Annotated in this window: 22 protein-coding genes; 18 read left to right on the top strand and 4 right to left on the bottom strand. The window is 61.7% G+C overall.

Annotated elements, in window-relative coordinates:
* Positions 1-9: 9 nt before the first annotated feature.
* From sake_RS01495 to sake_RS01560, 14 genes are all read left to right on the top strand, one after another.
* Positions 10-1,416 carry a lipopolysaccharide biosynthesis protein gene (locus sake_RS01495; RefSeq protein ID WP_178945305.1) on the top strand — a complete coding sequence of 469 codons (1,407 nt, stop codon included), beginning with the start codon at positions 10-12 and terminating at the stop codon, positions 1,414-1,416.
* The gene (locus sake_RS01500) at positions 1,413-2,297 is read left to right on the top strand and encodes a hypothetical protein (protein WP_178945306.1); all 885 of its coding nucleotides are present in this window, start codon (positions 1,413-1,415) and stop codon (positions 2,295-2,297) included. Before sake_RS01495 ends, sake_RS01500 begins: the two co-directional genes overlap by 4 nt.
* Positions 2,298-2,542: 245 nt before the next feature.
* The gene (locus sake_RS01505) at positions 2,543-3,388 is read left to right on the top strand and encodes a hypothetical protein (protein ID WP_178945307.1); all 846 of its coding nucleotides are present in this window, start codon (positions 2,543-2,545) and stop codon (positions 3,386-3,388) included.
* A gap of 55 nt (positions 3,389-3,443) precedes the next feature.
* Positions 3,444-5,054 (top strand): hypothetical protein, encoded by a 1,611-nt coding sequence (locus tag sake_RS01510; RefSeq protein ID WP_178945308.1) that lies wholly within the window; start codon positions 3,444-3,446, stop codon positions 5,052-5,054.
* A gap of 10 nt (positions 5,055-5,064) precedes the next feature.
* Positions 5,065-5,727: a hypothetical protein gene (locus sake_RS01515; protein ID WP_178945309.1), complete on the top strand. Its 663-nt coding sequence runs from the start codon at positions 5,065-5,067 to the stop codon at positions 5,725-5,727.
* A gap of 115 nt (positions 5,728-5,842) precedes the next feature.
* On the top strand, positions 5,843-6,871 hold the full coding sequence (locus tag sake_RS01520) for a LacI family DNA-binding transcriptional regulator (RefSeq protein WP_129358529.1): 1,029 nt from the start codon (positions 5,843-5,845) through the stop codon (positions 6,869-6,871).
* Between the two features lie 137 nt (positions 6,872-7,008).
* A complete protein-coding gene (locus tag sake_RS01525; RefSeq protein ID WP_243155720.1) occupies positions 7,009-8,502 on the top strand; it encodes an aldehyde dehydrogenase family protein in 1,494 nt (497 codons plus the stop codon).
* A 49-nt stretch (positions 8,503-8,551) separates the two neighbouring features.
* Positions 8,552-10,489: a 3D-(3,5/4)-trihydroxycyclohexane-1,2-dione acylhydrolase (decyclizing) gene (gene iolD / locus sake_RS01530; protein ID WP_178945310.1), complete on the top strand. Its 1,938-nt coding sequence runs from the start codon at positions 8,552-8,554 to the stop codon at positions 10,487-10,489.
* Positions 10,486-11,271 carry an HpcH/HpaI aldolase/citrate lyase family protein gene (locus tag sake_RS01535; protein WP_178945311.1) on the top strand — a complete coding sequence of 262 codons (786 nt, stop codon included), beginning with the start codon at positions 10,486-10,488 and terminating at the stop codon, positions 11,269-11,271. The genes iolD and sake_RS01535 overlap by 4 nt, the downstream gene beginning before the upstream one ends.
* On the top strand, positions 11,264-12,196 hold the full coding sequence (locus sake_RS01540; RefSeq protein WP_178945312.1) for a hydroxyacid dehydrogenase: 933 nt from the start codon (positions 11,264-11,266) through the stop codon (positions 12,194-12,196). Before sake_RS01535 ends, sake_RS01540 begins: the two co-directional genes overlap by 8 nt.
* Before the next feature lie 140 nt (positions 12,197-12,336).
* The gene (locus sake_RS01545) at positions 12,337-13,560 is read left to right on the top strand and encodes a Gfo/Idh/MocA family protein (RefSeq protein WP_129358533.1); all 1,224 of its coding nucleotides are present in this window, start codon (positions 12,337-12,339) and stop codon (positions 13,558-13,560) included.
* Between the two features lie 2 nt (positions 13,561-13,562).
* The gene (locus sake_RS01550) at positions 13,563-14,345 is read left to right on the top strand and encodes an SDR family oxidoreductase (RefSeq protein ID WP_129358534.1); all 783 of its coding nucleotides are present in this window, start codon (positions 13,563-13,565) and stop codon (positions 14,343-14,345) included.
* A gap of 29 nt (positions 14,346-14,374) precedes the next feature.
* On the top strand, positions 14,375-15,235 hold the full coding sequence (locus sake_RS01555; protein WP_238147520.1) for a TIM barrel protein: 861 nt from the start codon (positions 14,375-14,377) through the stop codon (positions 15,233-15,235).
* Between the two features lie 164 nt (positions 15,236-15,399).
* Complete coding sequence (locus tag sake_RS01560) at positions 15,400-15,615, top strand: Gfo/Idh/MocA family oxidoreductase (protein ID WP_178945313.1); 216 nt, start codon at positions 15,400-15,402, stop codon at positions 15,613-15,615.
* A 7-nt stretch (positions 15,616-15,622) separates the two neighbouring features.
* On the opposite strand, the gene sake_RS01565 is transcribed toward sake_RS01560, so the two are convergent.
* From sake_RS01565 to sake_RS01580, 4 genes are all read right to left on the bottom strand, one after another.
* Positions 15,623-16,438: a siderophore-interacting protein gene (locus sake_RS01565; RefSeq protein WP_178945314.1), complete on the bottom strand. Its 816-nt coding sequence runs from the start codon at positions 16,436-16,438 to the stop codon at positions 15,623-15,625.
* A gap of 84 nt (positions 16,439-16,522) precedes the next feature.
* Positions 16,523-17,269, bottom strand: a complete 747-nt coding sequence (locus sake_RS01570; RefSeq protein WP_238147567.1) for a sulfite exporter TauE/SafE family protein — start codon at positions 17,267-17,269, stop codon at positions 16,523-16,525.
* A 9-nt stretch (positions 17,270-17,278) separates the two neighbouring features.
* Positions 17,279-18,169, bottom strand: coding sequence for a 5-deoxy-glucuronate isomerase (iolB, locus tag sake_RS01575; RefSeq protein WP_129358539.1), 891 nt, complete (start codon positions 18,167-18,169; stop codon positions 17,279-17,281).
* Between the two features lie 48 nt (positions 18,170-18,217).
* Positions 18,218-18,955: a GntR family transcriptional regulator gene (locus sake_RS01580; RefSeq protein WP_178945315.1), complete on the bottom strand. Its 738-nt coding sequence runs from the start codon at positions 18,953-18,955 to the stop codon at positions 18,218-18,220.
* A 215-nt stretch (positions 18,956-19,170) separates the two neighbouring features.
* Between sake_RS01580 and sake_RS01585 the strand changes: the two genes are divergently transcribed.
* The 4 genes from sake_RS01585 (at position 19,171) to rarD (ending at position 23,857) form a co-directional block, all read left to right on the top strand.
* A complete protein-coding gene (locus sake_RS01585; RefSeq protein ID WP_238147521.1) occupies positions 19,171-20,598 on the top strand; it encodes a sugar porter family MFS transporter in 1,428 nt (475 codons plus the stop codon).
* A 111-nt stretch (positions 20,599-20,709) separates the two neighbouring features.
* A complete protein-coding gene (locus sake_RS01590; protein WP_178945316.1) occupies positions 20,710-21,321 on the top strand; it encodes a pyrimidine dimer DNA glycosylase/endonuclease V in 612 nt (203 codons plus the stop codon).
* Complete coding sequence (locus tag sake_RS01595; protein WP_178945317.1) at positions 21,318-22,775, top strand: TIGR01777 family oxidoreductase; 1,458 nt, start codon at positions 21,318-21,320, stop codon at positions 22,773-22,775. Before sake_RS01590 ends, sake_RS01595 begins: the two co-directional genes overlap by 4 nt.
* On the top strand, positions 22,772-23,857 hold the full coding sequence (gene rarD, locus sake_RS01600; protein WP_243155721.1) for an EamA family transporter RarD: 1,086 nt from the start codon (positions 22,772-22,774) through the stop codon (positions 23,855-23,857). Before sake_RS01595 ends, rarD begins: the two co-directional genes overlap by 4 nt.
* Positions 23,858-23,910 lie beyond the last annotated feature (53 nt).

Here is a 23,910-nt window from a genome sequence, read left to right on the forward strand (position 1 = left end):
GCACCGATCATGTCCGAATCCGAATCAGCTCGCGGGCCCTCGAAGGGGCGAGCTCCCGAGAACACCTCAGCACAGAAACGGACCCCCATGGGGACGGGGCTCTTCTATTCTCTGCTGAGCAACCTCTTGGCGCCCGTCGCCGGCCTGGCCATTGCCCCCATTCTGTCCCACGGGCTCGGCGAGGCCGGACGCGGGGCACTCGGCGGAGTGACCTCCATCGTGCTTGTTGCGTCTTCCGCGGGAGCATTCGGTATGCCGGAGGCCCTGACCTTTTTTGCGGCGCGGTACTTCCGACGACGGTGTTCGGTGCTCCGTCTGGCCCTATGGACCCTCCTGGCTCTTGGAGCCTTTTGCGCCCTGGTGGTCTGGGCCATGAGCCCGTTCCTTGCGAGTGGGCATGGGGAAGAATACCGGATGCTCCTCTGGCTGACGGCGTTGGCGCTGGTCCCGAACATGCTGATTCTCATCCCGAGGGCATACGCCGCCGCGACCGGCCAATGGAAGTACCAGGCCTTGGAACAAGGGTTGTTCTCGGTGCTCCGACTGGTCGCGTTGGTGGTTCTGCTCTGGACCGGACATCTGACGGTGCTCAACGCCGTGCTCGTGACACTGGCGTCTCCCGTGCTCGGTGCCCTCTCCTACGTGCCCGTGCTCCGAGGGGTTCGAGACGGCGGGGTGCTGCCCGAACGGGAAGAACCCCAGCGGGCGGGGGAGATGTGGGCCTACGGGTCGAAGATCTGGCTCGGTTCTCTCTCCGGCATCATTCTTAGCCGGATCGACCAGACGGTCATGATCAAGTTGACCACCCTGGAGCAGCAGGGGCTGTACGCCGTTGCCGTGACCATCGGGGAGATCCCGTCTGTGCTCTCCAACGCGTTCCGCAACGTGGTTTTCGCCGCAGATTCCGCGGATACGGGGGACGGTGCCGCCTCGGAGTATGCCGATCGACGCCTGACCACGATGGCGCGGATTACCTTGATTCTGACGGTCCTGACCGCGTTGCCGATCGCTGTGACGTCGTTCCTCTGGGTGGGGCCGGTCTTCGGGGCGGAGTTCTCCGCGTCGATCCCGATGCTCCTGGTGCTCCTCGCCGCGGCCGTTGTGGGTTCTCCCGGGTCGGTCGCGGGCGCGGGGCTCTCGGGCCGCGGAAGACCGGATTTGCGAAGCCGGTCCATGGCCATCGGGGCCGTATTCAACCTGGCCGTGCTTTTTGGGCTGACCCCTGCGCTGGGCGGGATGGGGGCCGCGCTCTCCACTCTCGTGGGGAATGCGGTGGCAGGAAACCTGAATATCTATTATCTGCGGCGTCACTTCGACTTCAGTCTGCGGGCGTTCTACGCGGTCTCGCGCGAGGACGCAATCTTGCTGACGAAGGCCGCGGGAAAAATCCTTCGGAAAATGGGAGTCACACGATGACAGAAACACCTTTGGACCCGCAGGTTTCTCGGCCACTGCGTATCCCGTGGAAGGCGGCGGCCATGGCGAGACTTCGGCTGATCAACAGATTCTCCTCCGCCGCCGTCCTGGGAGAGGCTCCTGTTGCCGTCAATATGACCTCGTACGGGCACCGCCTCCCGACGGTGTGGCTCGCGATTGAGTCCATCGCCCAGGGCCGGGTGAAACCGCAACGCATGATTCTCTGGGTCGACGACGAGGCCTTCGACGTCAAGAACTATCCTCAGCTCCTTCGCCTGCAACATCGCGGTCTCGAAATTCTCAGATGTGAGGACCTCGGACCATACAAAAAGTTCTACCCGTATATCCGTATGACGGAAGCGAAGGAAAATCCGCCGGTCATTGCCGACGACGACATCATGTATCCCGCCGGTTGGCTTGGGCGTTTGTACGGAGCCCATCAGCAATATCCCGAGGAGATGGTGGCGCTCCGTTGCCACCAGTGGACGCTGGCCGACGGCGGGAACACGGTTGCTCCGTACTCCGCCTGGTCTGCCCCTCATGGCTTTAACGCGAGTTTCTCGAATTTCATGACGGGCGCTGGCGGTGCCGTGCTTCCCCGGGCGCTCCAAGAACGCATCCTGCGGGATGGCAAGGATTTCATGAAGACCTGCCCACGTGCGGACGACATTTGGATCAACGTCGAGGCGCTCCGGGCAGGAGTCAGGACTCGATTCGTCTCGTCCAAGGGGCTGACCTACATTTCCATCCCCGGCCTCCAGCAGAAGTCCTCCCTTCACAGCACCAACGTGGCAGAGAACGGTAACGACGCCCAGATCCGGGCCACGCTGACCTCTGAGGACATTCGGATTTTGGCGGGCGAGGCCCCCGTTATCGACTGACTTTCACCCCGAGGAGAAGAACAGCAATGGTGCGCAACAAGCCAGTGATAGACGCGTCGGGCAATGACTCGTGGCACCTGACCTCCCGACGTTCTCTGCTCCGATCGGTAGGAGTAGGGGCGGCCGTGCTCACCACGGCGGGGTGCGAACAGGAACCGTTGAAAAGGATCGCGCCGCCCAGTCCCCCGGCAAACAGTGCATCTCGGAGTGGTGGTGCCCGACGCCGCTCCTCCCGTGAGGAGTGGGTGCACCTTGGAGACTCCTTCACCAACCTTTCCCGAATGGTTCCAGCATGTGCGGAACTCACCGGCTACGAGCACATGGACGCGAGCATGATTGGGGACAATTCGCTGAGCGCGGCGATCAGATCAGGGTGCCTGCCTCTGATGGCACGGCTTGATGGCGGCAAGATTCCTTCAAAGGGCAGCGTCGAGCTGCGCGACTTCGTTCCACCAGCTTTTCGGATGCACGGGTCAGTGGAACACCTGGTTGAAATAAAAGGTGTTCGGGGAACGATGATTCGTCGACGGGGCTCGCAGAGGACTTGGTTCACGCGGTCCCGATCCGGCGAAGAAGTCGATGCTTCTGGCCATGTCGACATCACAGCGGACCCCGGCCACGAGCAGTCCATCGGGACCAAAGGGTTCTATCGCAATTTCTCGGTCGTCTTCGCCCTCGGGCGCAATGAAATGGACACCGGCGGATCCGTTGATGACCTGGTGAAGAATATTCGGACCATGATCGAGAAGCACCCAGCCGAGCAGTTGAGGTACGTGGTGACGGAGATTCCGGCCTGGCAGCACGAGAAAATCGGCACCCCAAAGCGCGCAGAGCTCGATGCGTGGAACGGGCGGCTCAAATGGCAATTCGGGGACACCTTCATTGAGCCCTTCCGGTGGCTGATCGACCACCGGGAGAAATCATTCGCTTTGGCGGAGCTGAGAATGACGGACGATGACCGAGCCACAGGGGACAACGGAGTCATTCCTGTTTCTCTGACCATGGACGACCGCGGCCACCTCAGCGAAGCCGGCGCAAAAGCGTGCGCCGCAGGCATGTTCGAAGAATTCAAACGCCTGCACCTGGTGTGATGCCGGGGACCACCTCTGAAAATTATCTCCAGATGAAGAGGAAGGACAGCTAACAATGAAGGAAGAGCGGTCGCTCCGTGGATATCCCAAACAGGGCAAGGGAAATCCACGGGAAGATCTCATTTTTGCCGCAGCCGGAAAGAATGGGGAGCCCACATGGATCGAGGCCCGGAAACCGGATGGCCATCCCTCCGCGGAAGCCTATGAGAAGTTCGGTTTCGATCCCGAAGGTCCGGGTGAAAGCCTCCTGGCGGTGACCGATGGCGTGCGGAGGGTGGACATTCTCGATTCCTCGGGATCGCTTTCACCTCGGCTTCTCCGGTATTCGTCCAAGTACAACGGTGGTCTCATCCCGGCTGCTGCCGGTGGCGTCAAGTCCGACGCCGTGCTCGAGCGCAACCCGTTAATGGGTATGGCCTGGGAACCGAAGAGCGGCACCGACGATACAGAGGCATTGAATCGTCTGGTGGTCTCCGTCTCCGAGAACGGCGGAGGCACGGTGGTTCTTCCGCCCGGGGCGACGCTGGCGAGCGTGACCCTCGCTCCAGGAGTCTCACTGGCAGGATCCGGTCAGAGAATCACGAAGCTAGTTCTTCCCAACGGAGCGAACAGACCCATCGTCGCCGTGACACCATCCGCTTCCGGCCACAAGAACTACCGCACAGAGGTTCGTGATGTGACGTTGGAGGGCAATAGGTTCAACCAAACGGTGTGGTCCAAAGGTGTCAAATGGGCCCGGAACTCTCTCGAGAACCCCGCAACCATGCCCCATGGAATTTGGATTATACGATCAGAACCCAAGCCCGATCAGGACGACGAAGGCCTCGATCTTTACAATCTGGTCGTCAACGTGAGAATCAACGATGTCTACGGTACGGCCGTCTTCGGCTGGAGGGGGAATGGAGGCAGCGTCTTCCACAATGTGGTGGCCATCCGGCCCGGTGTCGGATTCATTTCTCCGCCTGATTGTTCCTGGTCGGACTGCACCGTGGGGCAAGCGGAATTCACCGGGGTCCGTTCTCTGCACGGATCCGTGAACTATTCGAATGTCAAAACGTGGATGTCCGGAACCGCGGTTCTCAAACACCCGGCGCCGGACGGAAATGCGTATCGGCGGCGGTGGGCCGATGGCTGGGAATTCCGTGGAAATGGGGCCGACGTCACCGTGTCGTCGTCCTCATCCCAGAACCATTCCGGGCACGGTCTGTGGATTACCCCGGGAACGGAAGGCGCGAATATCCAGATGTCCGTGGACGCGAACAACATGGTGCCGCCGTGGGCCATGCGGGCCGACGATGACCTGGAACCGTGGCTGACCAACGAAGAGAATAATGACCTCCAGGTTTATGGTGATGACGGCCGAACCCGAGCCGATAACCCGCAGAGGGCCACAACTGCCTCCGGGCACGTCGGAGCCTTCATCGAAGGGTCGAGAAATGTTCTGAACATTTCGTCGAATACGGCCGCGCAACAGGCCCCCGGGTCGTTCTACGGATGGCAGAAGCATGCACTCGCCTTCGGGGCCGAAGCGCGCGAAAACATGATCACGGTGTCTCACCATTCACTGACCGAAAAGCGACCCTCTGGCGAGGTCATCAGAGGGGGCGCCACCGGCCGGAACTTTGTTCTGGGCAACGGGCGGGTCCTCGACCAGGTCTCTGACTAGGAGGAAAACCATGACCACCATCATTCGAACTCAATCGAAAATCAGCAATGACCTGGCCGAGTACCTTCTGCCGGATCTTGGAGTACCCGTTGCGGCCCGCTGGGCAGCATCCACCGTGAACCCTCAGGACCCCAACCGGATTCCCGATGCCATGGGGCTGAGCCGCACGGCCGCCGTCCGGACGAAGCCCGCGGATGCACGAGTCATCGAAAGCGCGGACGGCCACGCACTCCAGATCACCAAAGGGTCATACCAATCGGGGGAGTATGCATTCCTGCACTCGCGGACCTCGACTTTCACGATGATCGCCGTCTTCTCATGTCCCGGACAGACAGGGCCACTCGCGGACTTCGGACCGTGCCGAATTCAGAAGACCGCGACCTATTCTCTGCAGCGCGACAAGGATCTAATTCACGTCGAATCGCGCGACAGGGATGTCGTTCTCATCGCGAGTTTCGACGGAGCGAACAGCCATCTGACGGTCAACGGCAAGCGCTCCTTCGGGGACTTGTCCGCGGGGAACAGGCCGGATTTCCAGTCCATGTTCGGTGCATCCTACGGGACGATCACGTGGTATGAATTCGCCATCCTCGACTTCGCGGTCTCACCCGAGCAAGCGGATGAGATCGTGAACGTCATGCGCGGAATCTACCCGAATCTCCTGGGGCGATAGCCGCACATCGTGTGTCGGTCTGCCCGCCGCGGGTACCTCGGCGAAGCGCCGGAAAAGCGTGCGGTGCCTCCCTTGGCTCCGGTTGCGCGGGGGATCCTGTGCCAGGATATGGAGCATGGAAAAGACCTTTGACCGGAATGATCGCCCGACGATCCGCGATGTGGCGGCCGAAGCGGGAGTCTCCAAGTCCTTGGTCTCCCTGGCTTTCCAGGACTCGTCGCGCGTGAGCTCCGAACGCCTCGACAGAATCCGAGCCGCCGCCGAAAGTCTCGGTTACCGCCCGAATTTTTTGGCCCGGACACTCGCGACGGAGGGATCTCCCTTTGTCGGGATCCTGGTTGTCGATCTGGAAAATCCCGTTCTGACCGAGATTGCAGAGGCCGCTAGGGTGGCGTTGCATCAGCACGGCCAATACGGCTTGGTAGCCAGCGCGACCGATGTCGGTGCAGCGTATCGGGGTGAAAGATACGGGGAGATCAACGAACAGGTTCTCGATATGTTTCGTGACCTCCGTCCGCGCGGCCTCGTGATTGTTGGAACATCGGTCGAAGATGCGCGCTTGCCGGTCGGGATGCCGGTGGTTTTTGCCAGTGCCACGGCAGTGCGCGGGTCGAACCACCCATCCGTCCGTGCGGACGACGAGGCGGGTATCCGTCTGGTCATGGATCACCTGGTCGAACAGGGGCACCGGGTCATCGGTTTTGTCGGCGGTGAGGGAGGCGGAGTCTCGAGGGGCCGCCACGCCGCGTATCTGAGGTTCGTTCGCGAGCGTGGACTGCCGGAGCGGGCCGTGAAGGCGGCCTTCTCGGAAGAAGAAGGTTTCGAGGCCGCGACTGCGATGTTGACTTCTGGCTCCCGGCCGACGGCGATCGTAGCGGTCAGCGATTTGGTGGCCCTGGGTGTGCAGTCTGCCGCCGACTCAATGGGACTGCGGGTTCCAGAAGACCTTGCCATCGCGGGGTTCGACAACACATCGATTGCCGCAATGTCACGTATCTCGTTGACCTCGGTCGACCCCAGAAACCGCGACATCGGGCGCCTGGCAGCGGATACGATTGCGGAATCGATCGTCCAGCCCGGTCGCATCACCGAAGGCGTAACCCTTATGCCGGAATTGGTGGTCCGACGGTCGACGACTGGGTAAGCCTCAGGGATCGGAAAAATCACGTCTTGACCTGTGGGTTGGGTCACCCTAAAGTGTGTTGGACCGGTCCACAATAACCTCAACTCGATAAGCAAGGGCGTCTTGGCATCAAATTTTGGACCGGTCCAAAAGCTGCAATGACGTATCCGCGCGGCGTCTTCGTCAACCGAAAGGCACACACCATGCTCGGCAAGGAACTCCTGATCGGAGGCATCTGGGAGAAAGCGAGTAACGGTTCCGCTCCTCGGGACGTCACGTCTCCATTCGATGGACGAGTCCTCGGGCAAGTGGAGTCTGCCGGTCCCGGCGACGTCGAACGGGCCATCCGTGTGGCGGAACACGGTGCCGCGAAATGGCGTCGGACCCCGGCATGCGAGCGCTCGGACATCCTCCTCAAAGCCGCTGACCTGGCGGACCAGCGCGCCGAGGAGATCGGCCGCATACTGAGTGCCGAAAACGGAAAGACGCTGGGCGAGGCCATTGGCGAAGCCAAGCGCTCCGGGGACATCATCCGTCTCGCCGCATTCGAAGGTACGCAGCTTTACGGCCAGTCCCTGCCACTGGACGCCAACCGAGGCACCGGCCTGGAGAAGCTCGGATTCACCATCCGGCAGCCAGTGGGAGTGGTCGCCGCGATCAGTCCCTTCAACTACCCGGCTCTCCTGGTCAATCACAAGATTGCCCCCGCTCTGGCTGCGGGCAACGCCGTCATCCTCAAGCCTGCCGGAGCAACCCCGTTGACGGCGCTCGCGCTCGCGGAGTGCTTCGTGGATGCGGGTCTGCCCGAAGGCGTTCTGTCCGTTTTGACTGGATCAGGCAAAACCATTGGCGACGCGCTCACCTCGGACCCCAGGGTTCGGAAGATCAGTTTCACCGGGTCCACGGCGGTTGGGCAGCACATAGCTGCTACGGCCGGCGTGAAAAAGCTATCCCTCGAATTGGGGTCCTCCGCACCCGTGGTTGTTCTGCCGGACGCCGACATCGATCTCGCGGCCACCGCCGTTGCGGCGGGCGGCTACATCAACGCGGGCCAGGTATGTATTTCGGTCCAGCGTGTTGTGGCTCATCGCGATGTCGCGACCGACTTCCTGGATGCCCTCAAGGTCAAGGTTGCAGAGCATCGCACCGGCGACCCATCGGACGGCACGACAACCGTGGGCACGCTCATCGATGAGCGAGAGGCCCAGCGTGTCGAACAGGCTTTCCGCCTGGCCGTCGACGAAGGCGCGACTTTGGCTCAGGGCGGCGAGCGGGACGGCGCGATCGTGCAACCGACGATCCTCTCCAACGTCGACCCGCGGTCCTCAATCGCTCAGCAAGAACTCTTCGGTCCCGGTGTGGCCGTCTCCGTGGCCCAGGACATCGGCGAAGCACTGGATCTCGCGAACTCGACCGATTACGGCCTCGCAGCCGGTGTGTTCACCCGTGACAACAACAATGCGGTCCGTGCCGCGCGTGAGATTGACGCGGGCGTCGTGCACATCAACTGGACACCCTTGTGGCGTGCGGACCTCATGCCATACGGAGGGCTGAAGGCTTCCGGCGTCGGCAAAGAAGGCCCCCGGGCCGCCGTAGCCGAAATGACCGAAGAAAAGGCCGTGATCCTGCACGGCCAGCCCTGGGACCAGTAACCCGCCCCTGCCCTACTGACAGACCACTCGCTGAATGCAAGGAAGCATCATGACTCATCAGGACCAGACGATTCGACTCACCGTCGCCCAAACCATCGTCAAATTCATCAGCAATCAGTATTCGATCATGGACGGCGAACGGCGCCGTTTCATCCCGGCCGCCGGAGGGATCTTCGGACACGGGAACGTGTCCGGTTTCAGCCAGGCGTTCTCCCAGTACGCGGACTCGATCCCGTTCATCCAGGGGCGCAATGAGCAGTCCCTCGGGCATATCGGCTCGGGCCTCGCCAAAGCAACCCAGCGGCGCCAGACCCTCGCCGTGACGGCCTCGATCGGTCCCGGGGCCATGAACTTAGTGACGGCCTCAGCCTTGGCCACCGTCAACCGGTTGCCCTTGTTGCTTCTGCCGGGCGATACCTACGCGACGAGGCGTCAGGGTCCGGTCTTGCAGCAGCTCGAGGACCCCAGCGATCCGGGTCTGACCGTGAATGACGCATTCCGGCCGGTGTCCCGCTTCTTCGACCGGATCACCCGACCCGAGCAGCTCATCACTTCTCTGCCCCAGGCCTTCCGGGTTCTCGCGAACCCGGTCGAGACCGGCGCCGTCGTGCTCTCCGTCTCGCAGGACCTGCAGTCCATGGCGTATGACTTCCCGGTCGAGCTCTTCCGCGAGCGAGACTGGCCCATTCGACGCACCGTTCCTCAGCCGGAGGAGATTCAGGCGATCGTAGAAGCGATCCGCGGTGCGGAGAAACCCTTGATCATTGCCGGCGGCGGGGTCCACTACTCGTTGGCGCAGGAGAAGCTGCAGCAGCTCGGGGAGGCTACCGGCATTCCCGTCGCCGAGACTTTCGGAGGCAAGGGCGCCGTCCAACACGACGCGGACTGGTTCCTCGGGGGCATCGGTTTGGAGGGCAATCCGGCCACCAACCGGCTAGCGGCCCAGGCCGACCTGATCCTTTCGATCGGCACTCGCCTGACCGATTTCTCCACGGGTTCCCAGACCATGTTCAAGAACCCCGACGTGCGGTTCGCCGCAATCAACATCGCGGAAATCGATGCCATCAAACAGGGCGGCGTCGCCGCCGTCTCCGACGCGCGGCGAGGCATCGAGGATCTGCTGTCCGACCTCGAGGGCTACGGGGTCTCCCAGGGCTGGTCCAGCGAGATCCGTAGTCAGAAGGACGAGTGGCGTCCGCAGCGTGCCGCAGCGCTGGACCCTGACACTATGTTCAACAAGAACGCACCCGAACACGCTGACCTCAACATCCCGGACACGGATGCCGTGCTGACCCAGGGGCAACTGATCGGCCTAATGCAGGAGCACTCCCAGAGCGGCGACGTCGTGATCGCTGCGGCGGGCGGCCCTCCCGGTGACCTCCTCAAGGTCTGGGACGCGACCGAAGGGCGCCATGCACACCTCGAATTCGGTTTCTCGTGCATGGGGTACGAGATTCCTGCAGGTATTGGGGTGCGGCTGGCGAATCCCGAGGAAGAAAAGCGCGTCTCGGTATTCATTGGGGACGGTACTTTCCTCATGAACCCCACGGAGATCCTCACCGCGGCCCAGGAAGGTCTCAAAGTGACCTACGTGGTTTCGGAAAATCACGGTTTCCAGGTGATCCGCCGTCTTCAGATGATGAAGTTCGGCGAACAATTCGGAAATGATTTCCGGTATCGCGGCCACGACGAGCAAGGGCGGCTCTCGGGCGAATACCTGCAGGTGGGGCTCGAGAACATCGGTGAAGGCCTCGGCGCCAAGGTGGTTCGGGCGACCTCCGCCCAGGAGGTTCGTACCGCTCTGGACGACACCAGAAGCCATGAGGGCCCAGTCATGATCGTTGTGCCCACCGTTCCCCTAGTAGACCTGCCCGGATCGGAAGTTTTCTGGGACGTGGCACCGGCTGAAGTCAGCGAACAGGAGTGGGTCCCGCCCTTGCGGGCCGAGTACGAAGAGGGACTGCGGGATCAGAGGTGGCACGTATGAGGTCGACTCCATTGGACCAGGGAAAGCTGGCTCGACGCATCCGCTCGGGCGAGCTGACGCATGGTGCCTTTTGTGGAATGGGACATCCCGCGTCGGCGGAAATCATGGCAGTCTCCGGCCTGGACTGGGTTCTGCTGGACCTCGAACACGGGGGATCGGACGAATCCCACATCGGTCAGGTCGTCGCCTCCACGGGCGGCTACGGTACGGCGACACTGGTGCGCGTCGAATCCCTGGAGCGTATTCGTATCGGCCGGGCCCTGGACGCGGGTGCCGCAGGGATCATGCTGCCCCGAATCAACGATGCCATCCAGGTCGAGGAAACGTTGTGTTACTTCCGATACCCACCCCAGGGGATGCGCGGAGTTGCTACGTACAACCGTTCCGTCCGGTGGGGTCTTGATACGGGTGCGTTGGACACCGCGAACAGCGAGGCCCTGTGCATCGTCCAGATCGAAACTCTCGGCGCCCTCAATGAGGTGGAAGAGATAGCCGCGCTGGACGGAGTCGATGTGCTGTTCATCGGACCGCTGGACCTCTCCTACGCTTTGGGAACCCCGCGCAATTTCGAATCGGAGGAATTCAAGGACGCCGTGGACCGTGTTCTCAACGCCGCGCGGAAGGCCGGGATTTCCGCAGGGATTCTCAGTGCCAACACCGACGTGGCGGAAAAGCGTGCCGCGCAAGGCTTCACCTTCCTCCCGGTCGGGTCGGACTCGACCCTCTTGGCAAATGCGGCGCGCGACGTCGCCGCTCGGTTGGGAGGAGCACGCCATGACTGAATCCACGCAGCGGAATCGCCACGTCGTCATAGGATTGGGTCCGGTGCCGCCCGAGGAGGTCGAGACCGTGCTCGGAGCTGACGTGGATTTTGTCGCCGAGCCTGGTCCGCAGGATCTCGCTGTCGTGGAAGGCGCGATAGTCCGCGCCGCGGTGACGGTCGGCGAGGCTGAACTCGAGCGCATGCCCGAGCTCAAGGTCATCGCTCGAACGGGAGTTGGCGTTGACGACGTCGACGTTCCCGCTGCCCGGAGGCGCGGTATTCCGGTTGCCATCACCCCGGGAACCAATACCAATGCCGTAGCCGAAGGGGCTTTCGCCCACATCCTGCACTTAGTCAAGTCGTTGGACCCACTGACCCGGTTGGTGCGCGAAGGCCGGTGGACCGAGCGATCCGGAGTCCCGGTGGGTGACCTCGAAGGCGCGACCCTGGGCATCATGGGCTACGGGCGTATCGGCCAACGCGTGGCCCACATCGCTCGGGCCTTCGGGATGGAGATCCTGGCCTACGACCCCGTGGCCCCGGTCGATCCCGAGATCCGCGCAGAAACCGTGGAAGAACTCCTCAAGGGTTCCGACGTCGTTTCTCTGCATCTTCCGTTGGTCGAGCAAACCAGAAACCTCCTCGACCGGGACGCCTTGAACATCATGCGTCCCGGGGCGGTGCTGATCAACGTCAGTCGCGGTGGGATCGTGGATGAGGATGCGCTCTTGGAGGCTCTGGAAGAAGGGCGCATCTCCGGTGCCGGACTGGATGCCTTCGACCCTGAGCCGACCCAGGACCACCCGCTGTATCACCATCCCAATACGGTGCTGACTCCGCACGTAATGGGGCTGAGCAAGAATGCCGCTAGCGCGACCTTCCATGATGCAGCCGTAGCGGTCCGTGCCGTTCTGGACGGCGGTCAACCCGCTGCCGTGGCGTAGACCTGAGAAGGGCGGTGTTTAGCCACAGGGAAGCCGCCCCTCCGATCATTTGTATTGACGTTAGAACAATTTGAAAAATAAGCTGAATCGATATGGACCGGTCCAATGCTCCGGTCGGACGATCTCAATGAGGAGAAATCATGGCAGAACAGCAAACCGTCGGAGTGGGGCTCATCAGCGTTGGTTGGATGGGCAAAGTCCATTCCCGGGCCTATGCCAACATTCCTGTCTTCTACCCGGAGCTGGGGATCAAACCTCGCTTGGTGATCGCCGCCGATACCGCCGAGGACCGTGCCGAATACGCTGTAGACGTCTTAGGCTTCGAGAAGGGAACCACGGACTATCACGAGGTCCTCAACAACCCTGACGTGGATGTCGTCTCGATCTGCGCCCCAAACTTCTTGCACGCTCAGATTGCCCAGGACGCCGCGGCCGCAGGAAAGGCTTTCTGGCTCGAAAAGCCCGCCGGACGATCGGCGGAGGAGACGCAAGCCATTTCCGACGCGGCGGATCGAGCCGGCGTGGTCAGCGCCGTGGGGTTCAACTACCGCAATGCGCCCGCCATCGAGTACGCGCGGCAGCTCGTGGCCGACGGCAAATTGGGGAGAATCACCAACATTCGCGGCGCATTCTTCGCCGACTACTCTGCGGACCCCAGAGGGGCCCTGTCATGGCGTTTCGTCCGCGATCTGGCGGGCTCGGGCGTCCTCGGGGACCTTATGGGACATCTGATCGATCTGACGCATTATGTGGTGGGGCCTGTTGAAGAGGTTACGGCCGCGACCTCGACGGTCTACTCCGAGCGCCCCGAACTTCCTATGGGCAGCGGAACCCATTTCGCGATTGTCGAGAACGGCGAGATGAAGCCCGTGGAGAACGAGGACTACGCTTCGATGATCGTCCGTTACGCCCAACCCGATTCCTCGGGTTCGGCATCGCCCGTCATCGGAACGCTGGAAGCCTCCCGAGTGGCCAACGGGCCGCGTGCCTCCTATGGCATCGAGGTCTACGGAACCGAAGGGTCTTTCCGCTGGGACTTCGAGCGCATGAATGAGCTCCAGCTCGCGCTCAACACCGCACCCCACGTTGGGTACACCACGGTCATGGCCGGCGCGGAATTCGGCGACTTCTCGGTCTTCCAACCGGGTGCCGGAACCCCCATGGGATATGACGACCTCAAGACCATCGAGGCCAAGAAATTCCTGCTCGCCTTCCTGGGACAGGACTCGCAGCACGCAGACATCAAGGACGGTCTGGCGGCCAACCGCGTGGTTTCCGCGGCGGAGAAATCAGCCGAAAGCGGCAGCTGGCAGAAAATCGACCAGGTCTCGAACACCAGCGCGCAGGGCCAAGGGAGGAAATAGTCATGCAAGATCTTTTGAAGGACAAAGTCGTTCTTGTCACGGGCGGTTCTCAAGGCCTGGGGCTCGCCATAGCGCAGGCCGCGGCTCGGGAAGGGGCGCGTGGCGTCGCAATCGTCGGGCGCAACGGGCAAAAACTGGCCGCCGCGGAGAAAGGCCTCGGCGAATTCGCTGCCGAGACCTTCGGGATCGTCGCGGATCTGGAAGTTCCTGGGGAGGCCGAGCGCGTTGTCGCAGAAACCGTCAAAAGGTTCGGCCAGATCGATTCCCTGGTCAACGCCGCGGGGGTCACCACGCGGGGGTCGCTGGAGGACACGAGCCGTGAGCTCCTCAGCCAGCACCTCGCAGTCAACCTCGTCGCACCGTTCATGACGATGCAGGCCGCGGTGTCCGACATGAAGGGCCGCGGGGAACCGGGAACCATCCTCAACATCCTCACGATGTCGATGCACGGCGGACAGCCCTACCTCGCGCCGTACGTAGCCTCCAAGGCCGGATTGGCCGCGGCGACCAAGAATGCCGCTTACTCCCACCGGTGGGACAGGATCCGGATCAATGGGCTGAACATCGGGTGGACGCAGACTCCGGGCGAAGAAGTCATCCAGAAAACCTTCCACGATGCTTCGGACTCTTGGCTTCAGGAGGCTTCCGCATCGCAACCCATGGGCAAATTGGGCCAACCCGACGAAATTGCGGACGCTGTGGTCTTCCTTCTTTCGGAACGCAGCGGCGTCGTCACGGGATCGATCATCGACTGGGATCAGATGATCCTGGGAACGCACGACTGAAACACGTACCTCAAGGAAGAGGAATCATCATGACGAAATTGGCCGCTGCCCCCATCACCTGGGGCGTTATCGAGGTGCCGGACTGGGGAATTCAGCTCAAACCCGAGCAGGTCCTCCAGGACATGACGAGGCTCGGATTCTCGGCCACGGAATTCGGACCAGAAGGTTTCCTCCCGGACGATCCCGAAGGCCGTGCGAGGGTCTTGAGGCAGCACGGCCTCTCGGCCGTCGGAGGCTTCTTCCCTGCGGTTCTACACCGTGAAGACCGGGATCCGTTGCCGCAGATCCACAAAGAACTTGAAGCGTACGCGGCGGCAGGGGCCGACGTCATGGTCCTGTCTGCGAACTCCGGAGAGGCCGGGTACGACACTCGGCCGGACCTCAGCGACGCCGAGTGGGAGACTCTCCTCCGCAACCTCAACACCATCAATGAGGTAGCCGCTGCTGCGGGTGTCACCGCAACCCTGCATCCGCACATGGGCACCCTGATACAGACTCCCGAGGAAACCGATCGGGTTCTCGCCGGGTCGACCATTGGCCTCTGCGTGGACACCGGGCATTACACTCTTGCCGGCGGCGACCCGCTGGAGCTGGTTCGTGAGCACCCTCATCGGGTAGCCCACATCCACTTGAAGGACGTGGATCTTTCTGTGGCCAAGCAAGTCGCCGACGGAGAATTCGACTACCGAGAAGGATGCCGTCGCGGAATGTACCAGGCATTGGGCAAAGGCGACGCGAAGATCGCAGAAATCGTCAAGGGTCTTCAGGAGGCCAGTTACAAGGGGTGGTATGTGCTCGAGCAAGATACTGTTCTGGACACTGAAGAAGACGCCGCCAAAGCCCACGAGGATGCCCGTTACTCCGCCCAGTTCATCAAAGAACTGATCTGAGAGGGGGAATCCGATGACGCAGAAAATTCGCATCGGTCTGATCGGGACCGGACGTTAAGGACAGGTCCACTTCCAGAACCTGATCGCGGTATTCGTGGACGTGCCCCTTTGGATCTGGCGGGGCGCTCAACTCGTCCACGTCGCTGGCCACCCTGTCCAACGCGGTGTCGGTCGAGTCCAAGGCCACTTATCAGGAGTTTTTCCTGGAGCGGTACGCCGCGGCGTACCTTCTTGAAGTGGAAGAATTCGTGAAATGGATCAAGAGCGAGGAATCGCGAAGCCCCACGTACGAAGACGGGCGCGCCGCGTTGATCCTCGCCGACGCCGCTCAGAAATCAGCGGAAACCGGTCGGAAGGTCGCTGTCGACCTGGACTCCTGATGAAGTCTCAGTCCTCGATCTTTCCGATCGGTTCGCGCTTTTCGGCCTGGAACTTGTCCTCGGTACGGCCGAAGGCCCAGTAACCGGAGATCGAGATCTGCTCGCGCGGGATCTCACGTTCCTTGAGGAGACGGCGCACCTGTTTGATCGATTCGCGCTCACCGTGGGCGAAGACTTCAACCTTGCCCTTGGGCCACTGTCGCTCGGTCATCAATTGCGCCAGGCGGTTCGGGTCGGCTCCGGCTCCTTCCTTGACGCTCCAAACGACTTCCAGACCGGCGGGAGCGGCCAGCTCCTGCCGGTCCTCTTCATGATCGAGAACGATGAATGCGTAGCCCCGCGCCGTCTCGGGCAGGGCCTCGATGGCCGCGCCGATAGCGGGAAGAGCAGACGCATCTCCGGCGAAGAGATACCAATCGGCCGTCGGATCCGGGTTGTACTTGCCGCCCGGGCCCATCAACAGCAACTGGTCCCCCGGGGATGCGGAAGCGGCCCACGGGGCGGCGAGCCCTTCGGTCCCGTGGGTCACGAAATCGATGGTCAGCGTGCCGGCTTCGTCGTCCACGCTCCGCACGGTGTACGTGCGGGTTACGGGAACGTCCTCCGGGGGAAGCTTCTCCCGCATTTCCATCATGTCGAAGGGCGCGGTGAGATTCAGTTCGGGTTTCGCAAAGACCAACTTGACGTATTGATCGGTGCATCCGTTGTTCTGGAATGAAGCGAATCCTGAGCCACCCAGAATGAGCCGGACCATATTGGGGGTGAGTTGGCGGCGTTCGAGGACCTCGAGGACGGTTTGGGGTTTGCGTTTGGGGGCTGGCATAGGACTCCAATCCTCGGTTTGATTAGGCTTACCTCACTCTATCTTTCGATGGTGCATGGCCCAAAGGTCATGCCGCGAGCGGAATTATATTAAGAGGTAGGCGGCGCCCAGGATCGTCACCACGATCACAGCGAGGTCGAAGGTCTTCTGTCGAATCTTCTGGGCAGCCCATCGTCCGAAGAGGGCGCCTACGACCACACCGGGAACCAGAATTAGATCCATGATCAGCGTGTGCTCGGTGATGAGACCCAAGCCGATTGACACCGGGAGCTTGAGCACGTTCATGGTCGCAAAGAACCACGCGGCCGTGCCCAAGAAAGCATTGACGGGGAAGCGGGCCGCGAGGAAATACATGGACATGACGGGTCCGCCGGCATTGGCGACCATGGTCGTGAAACCGCCCAGGGATCCGTACCCGGTGGCCGCGCCCCAGGACGCGGGCACGGGGTCGTCCGTGATCCTTGCCCTTTTCTGACGCTGCCACAAGGTCAGTCCCATCAACATCAGCAGCAGTACGCCGATCACGCGGCGCACCACGGCGTCGCCTGCGAAAGCCAGGAAGACGCCACCGACGGCCAGACCGATCAGAACCGCAGGAATCATGCGGAGCAGGGTCGGCCAGTCGGCGTGTCGGCGGTAGGTCCACAAAGCGAATGCGTCACCGACGAGTAAGAGGACCAGTAGTGCTCCCGTGGATGGCTTCGCGGGCAGCACCGCCGCGAAGATTGCTACCGCGAGGGTGTTGATCCCCGGGAGCGCGGTCTTGGAGAATCCCACCAATACGGCCGCCAGGGCCAGCCCGATCCAAGCGAACCACGTCAATTCGGGCAGCACGGAGGCTTAGCCGCCGAAAGGCAAGCGCGAGTCAATATCCTGCTCTTCCCACTGCTGACGTACCCATCCGTGATGGGGGTCGTCGCTGATGAGCCACTTGCGGACCGGGCCGGGGCCGGCCATAACGTTCAGGTAGTACAGGTCGTAGCCAGGAGGGGCCATGGCCGGACCGTGCCAGCCGTAGGGGACCAACACCACGTCGCCAGTGCGAACCTCGGCATTGACGTCGATGGGACGGTCATCGGAGGCGTAGACGCGCTGATATCCGATCGAGTCGGTGGCTTCTTTCGGGGCATCCGGAGTCACTCGCGTCTCGAAGTAGTAGATCTCCTCGAGTTGGGTCTCGACGCCCTCCTTTTCTTCGTCATGCTTATGAGGAGGATACGATGACCAGTTGCCCGCAGGGGTCAGGACTTCGCAAACAATGAATCGGTCGGCCTCGAGGGAAGCGGGGGTCCCGAAATTCCGTACCTCCCGCGAGCAGTTGCCGGCACCGCGCAATTCGAGCGGGGCCTCGTCCTTGGTGATCAGACGAGTGGGGTACTCATTCTTGGCCGGTGCGGATGCGACGGCAAAGCGAACGCCCTGCGTCCCGGAGAGCTCTACGGCCTTGTTGGCTCCCGTGTACAGGACATCCGTGGGGCCGTGGAAAACGGATTCGCGGCCCGAGAGTTCATAGTTCTGACCGTCGACCACTGCGGTGACATCACCCGTCAGCGGGATGACGATGCGTTCTTCCGGAGCGGCATCCAATGAGATGGTCTCACCTGCGAATGTCGCGGTCTTGAGACCGGTATGCTCCCAGCCGTCGACCTTCTGTGTGGAATCATACGCACCGAGGGAAACATCCCAAGGGCCATCGGTTGCTTTGCCTGCGGGGTAAACCCAGTTTGTCATCGTTGCATCCTTTCGGAGAAGTGTTTCCGGACAGGTGAAGTCTCGTGATCAGGCGGAGAGGGTCATCTCGAAGGAATATGAATCCGCGCGATAGACGTGCCGACCGGTTTCAGCTCGTCTGCCGATATCGTCGGTTGCGGTCCGGGACATGGTTACCAGGGCTGATCCGGTGCTCGTCTTAAGCAGTTTGGCCTGCTCATTGGTGGCCACCGCAGCGCCGATCTTCTGCTGTGCGAGCCTGAAATTGATCCCTTGTTGGCGCAGAAGCGTGTACAGCCCGCGAGATTCGAGGCCTTCGCGGCTGAGGTCCGCGATCTTGAGGGGTACCCAATTTTCCATGATCGCCAGTGGTGTGCCTGAACGGCTGCGCACGCGCTTGAAGTAATACACAGGATCTCCCGGCGCGAGGTTGAGCCGCTCGGCGACGTCGTCCGGGGCTTTGGTTTCCTCGAATTCCAGGACCTCGGTGGTGGGCTGGGCATGGTCATCACTCAGGTCCTCGTATAGCGAGGTCAATCCGACGGAGCGTCGAATCTCCGAGGCCACGACCTGCGTTCCAACGCCTCGTTTGCGAACCAGGAGCCCCGAGCGGACGAGCTCGTCCATGGCCTTGCGCACCGTGGGTCGGGACAGGTGAAGATCCTTGGCCAGGGAAAGCTCGTTGTCGAGCATGGTCCCGGGTGGAAGAACGCCCTCGGCGATGGCCGTCTCGATGCCGTGGACCAGCTGATGGTACAGCGGCACGGGTGATGAGCGGTCGATCGTGACGTCGATTGAGGCTGTCATGGGTAACTCCGTCGTTGGTTCCCTACCGTTGTTCTTTGTAAGGACAATAGGATTTAAGCGTAGCATGGCGGGTGCTCTTCGGGCCGAATGATCCAAGAACCCCGCGTTGACCAGGTCTGTTCTGTCATATAGGCGGGGTGGATGAGGCACGACATAGTGGCTTCGGCTAGAGATGAGAAGTCACCGCCGTATTTCAATGAGGAGGGTAAGCCGTCATGGCACCCAGTTCAGAATCGCAGGTTCGCCCCGAAATCAAAGCTCCGGATGCACCGGAGACGAAGCTGACAGGGAAAATGCGGGTGGCGGCCATGATCCTCACGGTGGGTGGGCTGCTTTTCGGTTATGACACAGGTGTCATCAACGGGGCCCTGCCATCCATGGCTGCCGATTTCGGTATGGACGAGAAGTACGAGGGCTTCGTGACCTCTGCCCTCCAATTCGGCGCGATCTTTGGTGCCGTTTTCGGCGGGCGCTTCTCCGACCGCCAGGGGAGGCACCGGACGGTGGTCGTGGTGGCCGCTCTCTTCACCTTCGGGGCGATTGGCTCGGTCCTGGCTCCGGCCTGGTGGATCCTGTCCCTCTTCCGGGTTGTCGTGGGTCTGGCCGTCGGCGGTGCATCCGTCACCGTTCCCGTTTACCTGGCGGAACTCGCTCCCACTCATCTGCGAGGGAGGGTCATTTCCCAGAACGAATTCATGGTGGTCTTCGGTCAGCTCCTGGCTTTCGGGTTCAACGCGGGCATCGCGGGTGTCGCCGATGCCGGGCAAGCCAATACGTGGCGGTGGATGCTTGCGATGTGCATTGTGCCGGCCATCATTCTGTGGGCAGGAATGATCGCCGTCCCGGAATCTCCCCGATGGTTGGCTCGTGGCGGGCGGATTGACGAAATGCTGGAAGTGCTTCGCGAAGTTCGCGAGCACACGTTCTCTTCGGACGAGCTCGAGGAAGTCAAAGAACTTGCCGCAAAGGACGAGCAGGCCGCGTCGGGGACCCTCGGTGATGTGTTCGCAACGCCGTGGATCCGGAGGATCCTGTTCATCGGCGTCGGAATGGCGGTCATCAACCAGATTTCCGGGATCAACGTGGTCCAGTACTACGGCGTCACCATTCTGACGGACGCCGGTTTCGTGGGGAACACTGCTTTCGTGGTGAACCTTCTGATCGGTCTTGCCGGGGTCGTCGGGGTCGGGGTGGCTCTGGTCATCATGCCGCACGTCCGGCGCAAACTCATGTTGAGTTCAGGACTGACCGGAACTATCGTCATGCTCTCCATTCTGGCAGCGACATCGATACTCATGAGCGACGATGCGTCCGCGAAGCGGTGGATCATATTGTTCTCGATCGTAGTCTTCGTGGGCATCTCCCAGTGCGCCATCGGCACGATGACCTGGTTGTACATGTCCGAAATCTTCCCCCTGACGGTTCGAGGCGTGGCGATGGGGATCAGTACGGGTGTCCAGTGGAGCGTGAACTTCTTGGTGGCCCTGCTCTTCCCGTTGCTCTCCGCGGCGCTCGGATTCGGCCCGACCATCGCGATGTTCGTCGTCCTGCAAATTCTGGCTCTCGTATGGGTCCGTCTCAAGGCCCCGGAGACCAAGGACAAGTCGCTCGAGCGGATCGAGATGGAGTTCCGCGAAGGATAACGTCAAACCACCGAAAACAAGCGCGACGCCCGGACTTGGAACGAGTAATGTGGGGCAGGCGACACCGGGGCAATTTCGGTCCCGGTCTTCGAACCGCCACAGGAGGTCTGCGTGAGGCTTTGGTCCCTCGACCCGTCCTACTTGGATGCCAAAGGACTCGTGGCCGCCTGGAGGGAAGCGCTGCTGGCCCAAAAAGTCCTGGCGGGGGCCACCCATGGTTACCGGCAACACCCCCAGCTCGTCCGCTTCCGGCAGGCCGATGACCCTCGAGCGGCGTTGTCCGCGTTTCTCAGAGGCATCCATAGAGAGGCTACGTCGCGCGGCTACACGTTCGACGTCGAAAAAATCGTCAAGGGACCGCTGCTTTCCGGGGAAACCGAACTTACCCAGCCCGGGCCGGACTGGGTCGAGCTGTCTGAACCTAGTGCCGAGGCGAGCCCCGGAGGAAATTCCGACGGAGAGGCCGAACCGGAGGTTTTGCAGCGAGCCCCGGGAAATACCCCGGTTTCCGACGGTTCCCGTACGGTTCCGACGATCCCCGTGACACAGGGCCAACTTGACTATGAGGCCGAGCTGCTGACGTTCAAATTGCGCATACGTGCCCCCAAACTCGTTGGACGCCTCGAATCCGACCTGCGAAATGCGACCCTCAAGAACCACCCCCTGTTCAGGGTTATCCCCGGCGATATCGAGCCGTGGGAGAAAGTGAGAGATGACCTATGACCACATTCGAACACAATGCGCACATCACTCATCCTCGATCCGCCGTGACCGAGTGGTACGGCAGGGCGGGAGCGGTAGTCAGGCTCACCCCGCCGTGGAACTCCAAGGTCCTGACCGAACCGACCCACGGACTCGAGGTCGGTTCGAAAACCGAATTGCTCATGGGGGTTCAATGGGCCGAAGGGCTGCTTCCCGGCAGCATACCGATCCGGCCAGGAACACGCTGGACGGCGGAACATACCGAGTACGTGCCGGGTGCGGGCTTCACGGACGAGATGAAGAGGGGTCCGCTCAAGTCCTGGAATCATCGGCACCAATTCACGGACGCGGAGCAGGGCCAGACGATGGTCTCCGACACCGTGAATTACGAATTGCCGGGTGGGCTGGAGAATCGTTTCAAATTCAGCGCCCATGTTTTCAACAAAGAGCTCGAGCGCGTCTTCGCATTCCGTACGGATCAGACGCAGGCGGATTTGGACTTCGCTTCCTACCTCGACGACCACCGTGAGAGCAAGGGCTCGGGCACCGAAAAGCTCAAAGTCGCGATCGCCGGTGCATCCGGGCTCGTCGGAACGCAGGTTTCGGCTCTTCTGCGCGCCGCGGGACATGAGGTCATCCACCTCAAACGCCGTCAGGGCTTCAGCGGAACCATCGGCGAGGGACAAATTGCTTGGGACCCGGAACAGCAAACCCTGGACCCTCAACATCTCGTGGGCCTGGATGCCGTCATCAACCTGGCCGGCACCGGAATTGCCGGACCTTTCACCGAGAAGCATCGTCGTGCGGTGCTCGAATCCCGTCTCAAGAGCACCGAGACCATCGTTGCCGCGATGCGGGAGGTCGCCGAAAGCGGCGGACCCAGGGTCCTGATCAACGCCTCGGCGAGCGGGTATTACGGGCATGAGGCCGACGTCGTCACAGAGACCGACGGTCCAGGGCAGGATTTCTTGGCCGATGTCTGCACCCAATGGGAAGCCGCCGCGCGGAAAGCCGAAGACTTCGGAACGCGTGTCGTCCTCGTCCGGACGGGTCTGGTGCTCAGCTCGTCAGGCGGGCTTCTGGCCGCTCAGCTGCCTCTGTACCTAGCGGGCGCCGGCGGCCCCCTTGGCGGGGGAGAACAGTGGCAACCGTGGATCAGCCTGGAAGACCTCGCTCAGGTATACGCGTTCGCGGTAGCCGACCCCGAGGTATCCGGCCCGGTCAATGCCGCGGCTCCCCATCCGGTTCGGCAGAAGGAATTCGCCAAAACCTTGGCCTCGATTCTTCGGCGCCCGAGCATCGTACCCACGCCCAAGCAAGCGCCGGGACTGCTTCTTGGAAAGCAAGGGGCTCGCGAGCTCGCACTGAGTTCCGCCGCTCTGGTACCCCAGGCTCTGGAAAACCACGGGTACTCGTTCCGATTCGCAGAAATCGAACCGGCACTCCGGCACACATTGGGAAGGACCAATCGTTGACCCCAGCGCATGACTCCTCCGGCAGCGGCAGAGCATCGGATAGCCGTCCGGAGGGCTCGGACGTGAACTCTGCCGTGCCCAGGCAGGAGCCACCGACGATCACGGGTGCCTTGCCCGAGGTCATCGTCCCGGAAGAGTCGGCGGGTCGGAACCCGCGAAAAGACCTCAAGACCGGTTTCATTCTCGCTTTCATCTCGTACGGCCTCTGGGGCTTCCTTCCCCTGTACTTCGCCGCGATCAAGCCCACAGGCGCCTTCGAAATCTTGGGATGGCGCATCGTGTTCTCCTTGTGCCTGTGCGTACTGCTGGTAACCGCGACGCGATCGTGGGGGCGCGTGGCAGCTGCTTTCAAGGACCGGCGTGTGAACCTGACCTTGGGCATGGCCGGGGGCATTGTTTCCATCAACTGGCTGGTTTATATTTTTGCGACGACGACCGGGCACGTGCTCGAAGCTTCCCTCGGATACTTCATCAATCCGGTCGCGACGATCGTGCTCGGGGTATTTGTACTGCATGAGAAATTGCGCAGACTTCAATGGATCGCGGTGGGAATCAGTCTGGTCGCCATCGTTGTCCTCACGGTCGAATACGGGTCGCTTCCGTGGATGTCCCTGTTGATCGCGGGCAGTTTTGCGCTGTACGGCTTGGTCAAGAAGAACGTCGGTGGACGCGTCGACTCGTTGACGGGTCTGACCTTCGAAACGGCGTGGTTGTTCATTCCCTCGGTTATCGTGCTGGCGCTGGTCGGAACGGTGGGCGGTGGTCTTGCTTTCGGCCAGATCGGCCTCCTCAAAACCGCATTGCTCGTGGGCACCGGATTCATCACCCTGATCCCGCTCCTGACTTTCGCGGGTGCTGCTACTCGTTTGCCCCTGTCATATGTGGGAATGGTGCAGTATTTCACCCCCATCATGCAGTTTCTGGCCGGGTACCTGCTCCTCGGGGAGGAGATGTCAACGGGCCGATGGATCGGGTTTGCCATCGTCTGGCTCGCGATTCTCGTCCTGATCATCGACGCCATTCGTGCTGCCCGTTCCTACCGCATCGCTCTGAGAAAGGCCCGCTCGCAGCAGGCCACTTGACCCGAAAATCGCCATGAGGAACCTCGTAGAATCTCCTGGCATGGGAGCTTCTC

Origin of the sequence: Kocuria sp. TGY1127_2 (assembly GCF_013394385.1) — a bacterium.
In the GTDB taxonomy this organism is placed as follows: Bacteria; Actinomycetota; Actinomycetes; order Actinomycetales; family Micrococcaceae; genus Rothia.

Bases quoted from the DNA above. Each gene is read 5' to 3' on its own strand.
- sake_RS01515 (WP_178945309.1), top strand. From the start codon at position 5,065: ATGACCACCATCATTCGAACTCAATCGAAAATCAGCAATGACCTGGCC.
- sake_RS01525 (WP_243155720.1), top strand. From the start codon at position 7,009: ATGACGTATCCGCGCGGCGTCTTCGTCAACCGAAAGGCACACACCATG.
- sake_RS01500 (WP_178945306.1), top strand. From the start codon at position 1,413: ATGACAGAAACACCTTTGGACCCGCAGGTTTCTCGGCCACTGCGTATC.
- sake_RS01535 (WP_178945311.1), top strand. From the start codon at position 10,486: ATGAGGTCGACTCCATTGGACCAGGGAAAGCTGGCTCGACGCATCCGC.
- sake_RS01580 (WP_178945315.1), bottom strand. From the start codon at position 18,955: ATGACAGCCTCAATCGACGTCACGATCGACCGCTCATCACCCGTGCCG.
- iolD (WP_178945310.1), top strand. From the start codon at position 8,552: ATGACTCATCAGGACCAGACGATTCGACTCACCGTCGCCCAAACCATC.
- sake_RS01565 (WP_178945314.1), bottom strand. From the start codon at position 16,438: ATGCCAGCCCCCAAACGCAAACCCCAAACCGTCCTCGAGGTCCTCGAA.
- sake_RS01495 (WP_178945305.1), top strand. From the start codon at position 10: ATGTCCGAATCCGAATCAGCTCGCGGGCCCTCGAAGGGGCGAGCTCCC.
- sake_RS01540 (WP_178945312.1), top strand. From the start codon at position 11,264: ATGACTGAATCCACGCAGCGGAATCGCCACGTCGTCATAGGATTGGGT.
- sake_RS01585 (WP_238147521.1), top strand. From the start codon at position 19,171: ATGGCACCCAGTTCAGAATCGCAGGTTCGCCCCGAAATCAAAGCTCCG.
- sake_RS01510 (WP_178945308.1), top strand. From the start codon at position 3,444: ATGAAGGAAGAGCGGTCGCTCCGTGGATATCCCAAACAGGGCAAGGGA.
- sake_RS01545 (WP_129358533.1), top strand. From the start codon at position 12,337: ATGGCAGAACAGCAAACCGTCGGAGTGGGGCTCATCAGCGTTGGTTGG.
- sake_RS01555 (WP_238147520.1), top strand. From the start codon at position 14,375: ATGACGAAATTGGCCGCTGCCCCCATCACCTGGGGCGTTATCGAGGTG.
- sake_RS01520 (WP_129358529.1), top strand. From the start codon at position 5,843: ATGGAAAAGACCTTTGACCGGAATGATCGCCCGACGATCCGCGATGTG.
- sake_RS01550 (WP_129358534.1), top strand. From the start codon at position 13,563: ATGCAAGATCTTTTGAAGGACAAAGTCGTTCTTGTCACGGGCGGTTCT.
- sake_RS01595 (WP_178945317.1), top strand. From the start codon at position 21,318: ATGACCACATTCGAACACAATGCGCACATCACTCATCCTCGATCCGCC.
- iolB (WP_129358539.1), bottom strand. From the start codon at position 18,169: ATGACAAACTGGGTTTACCCCGCAGGCAAAGCAACCGATGGCCCTTGG.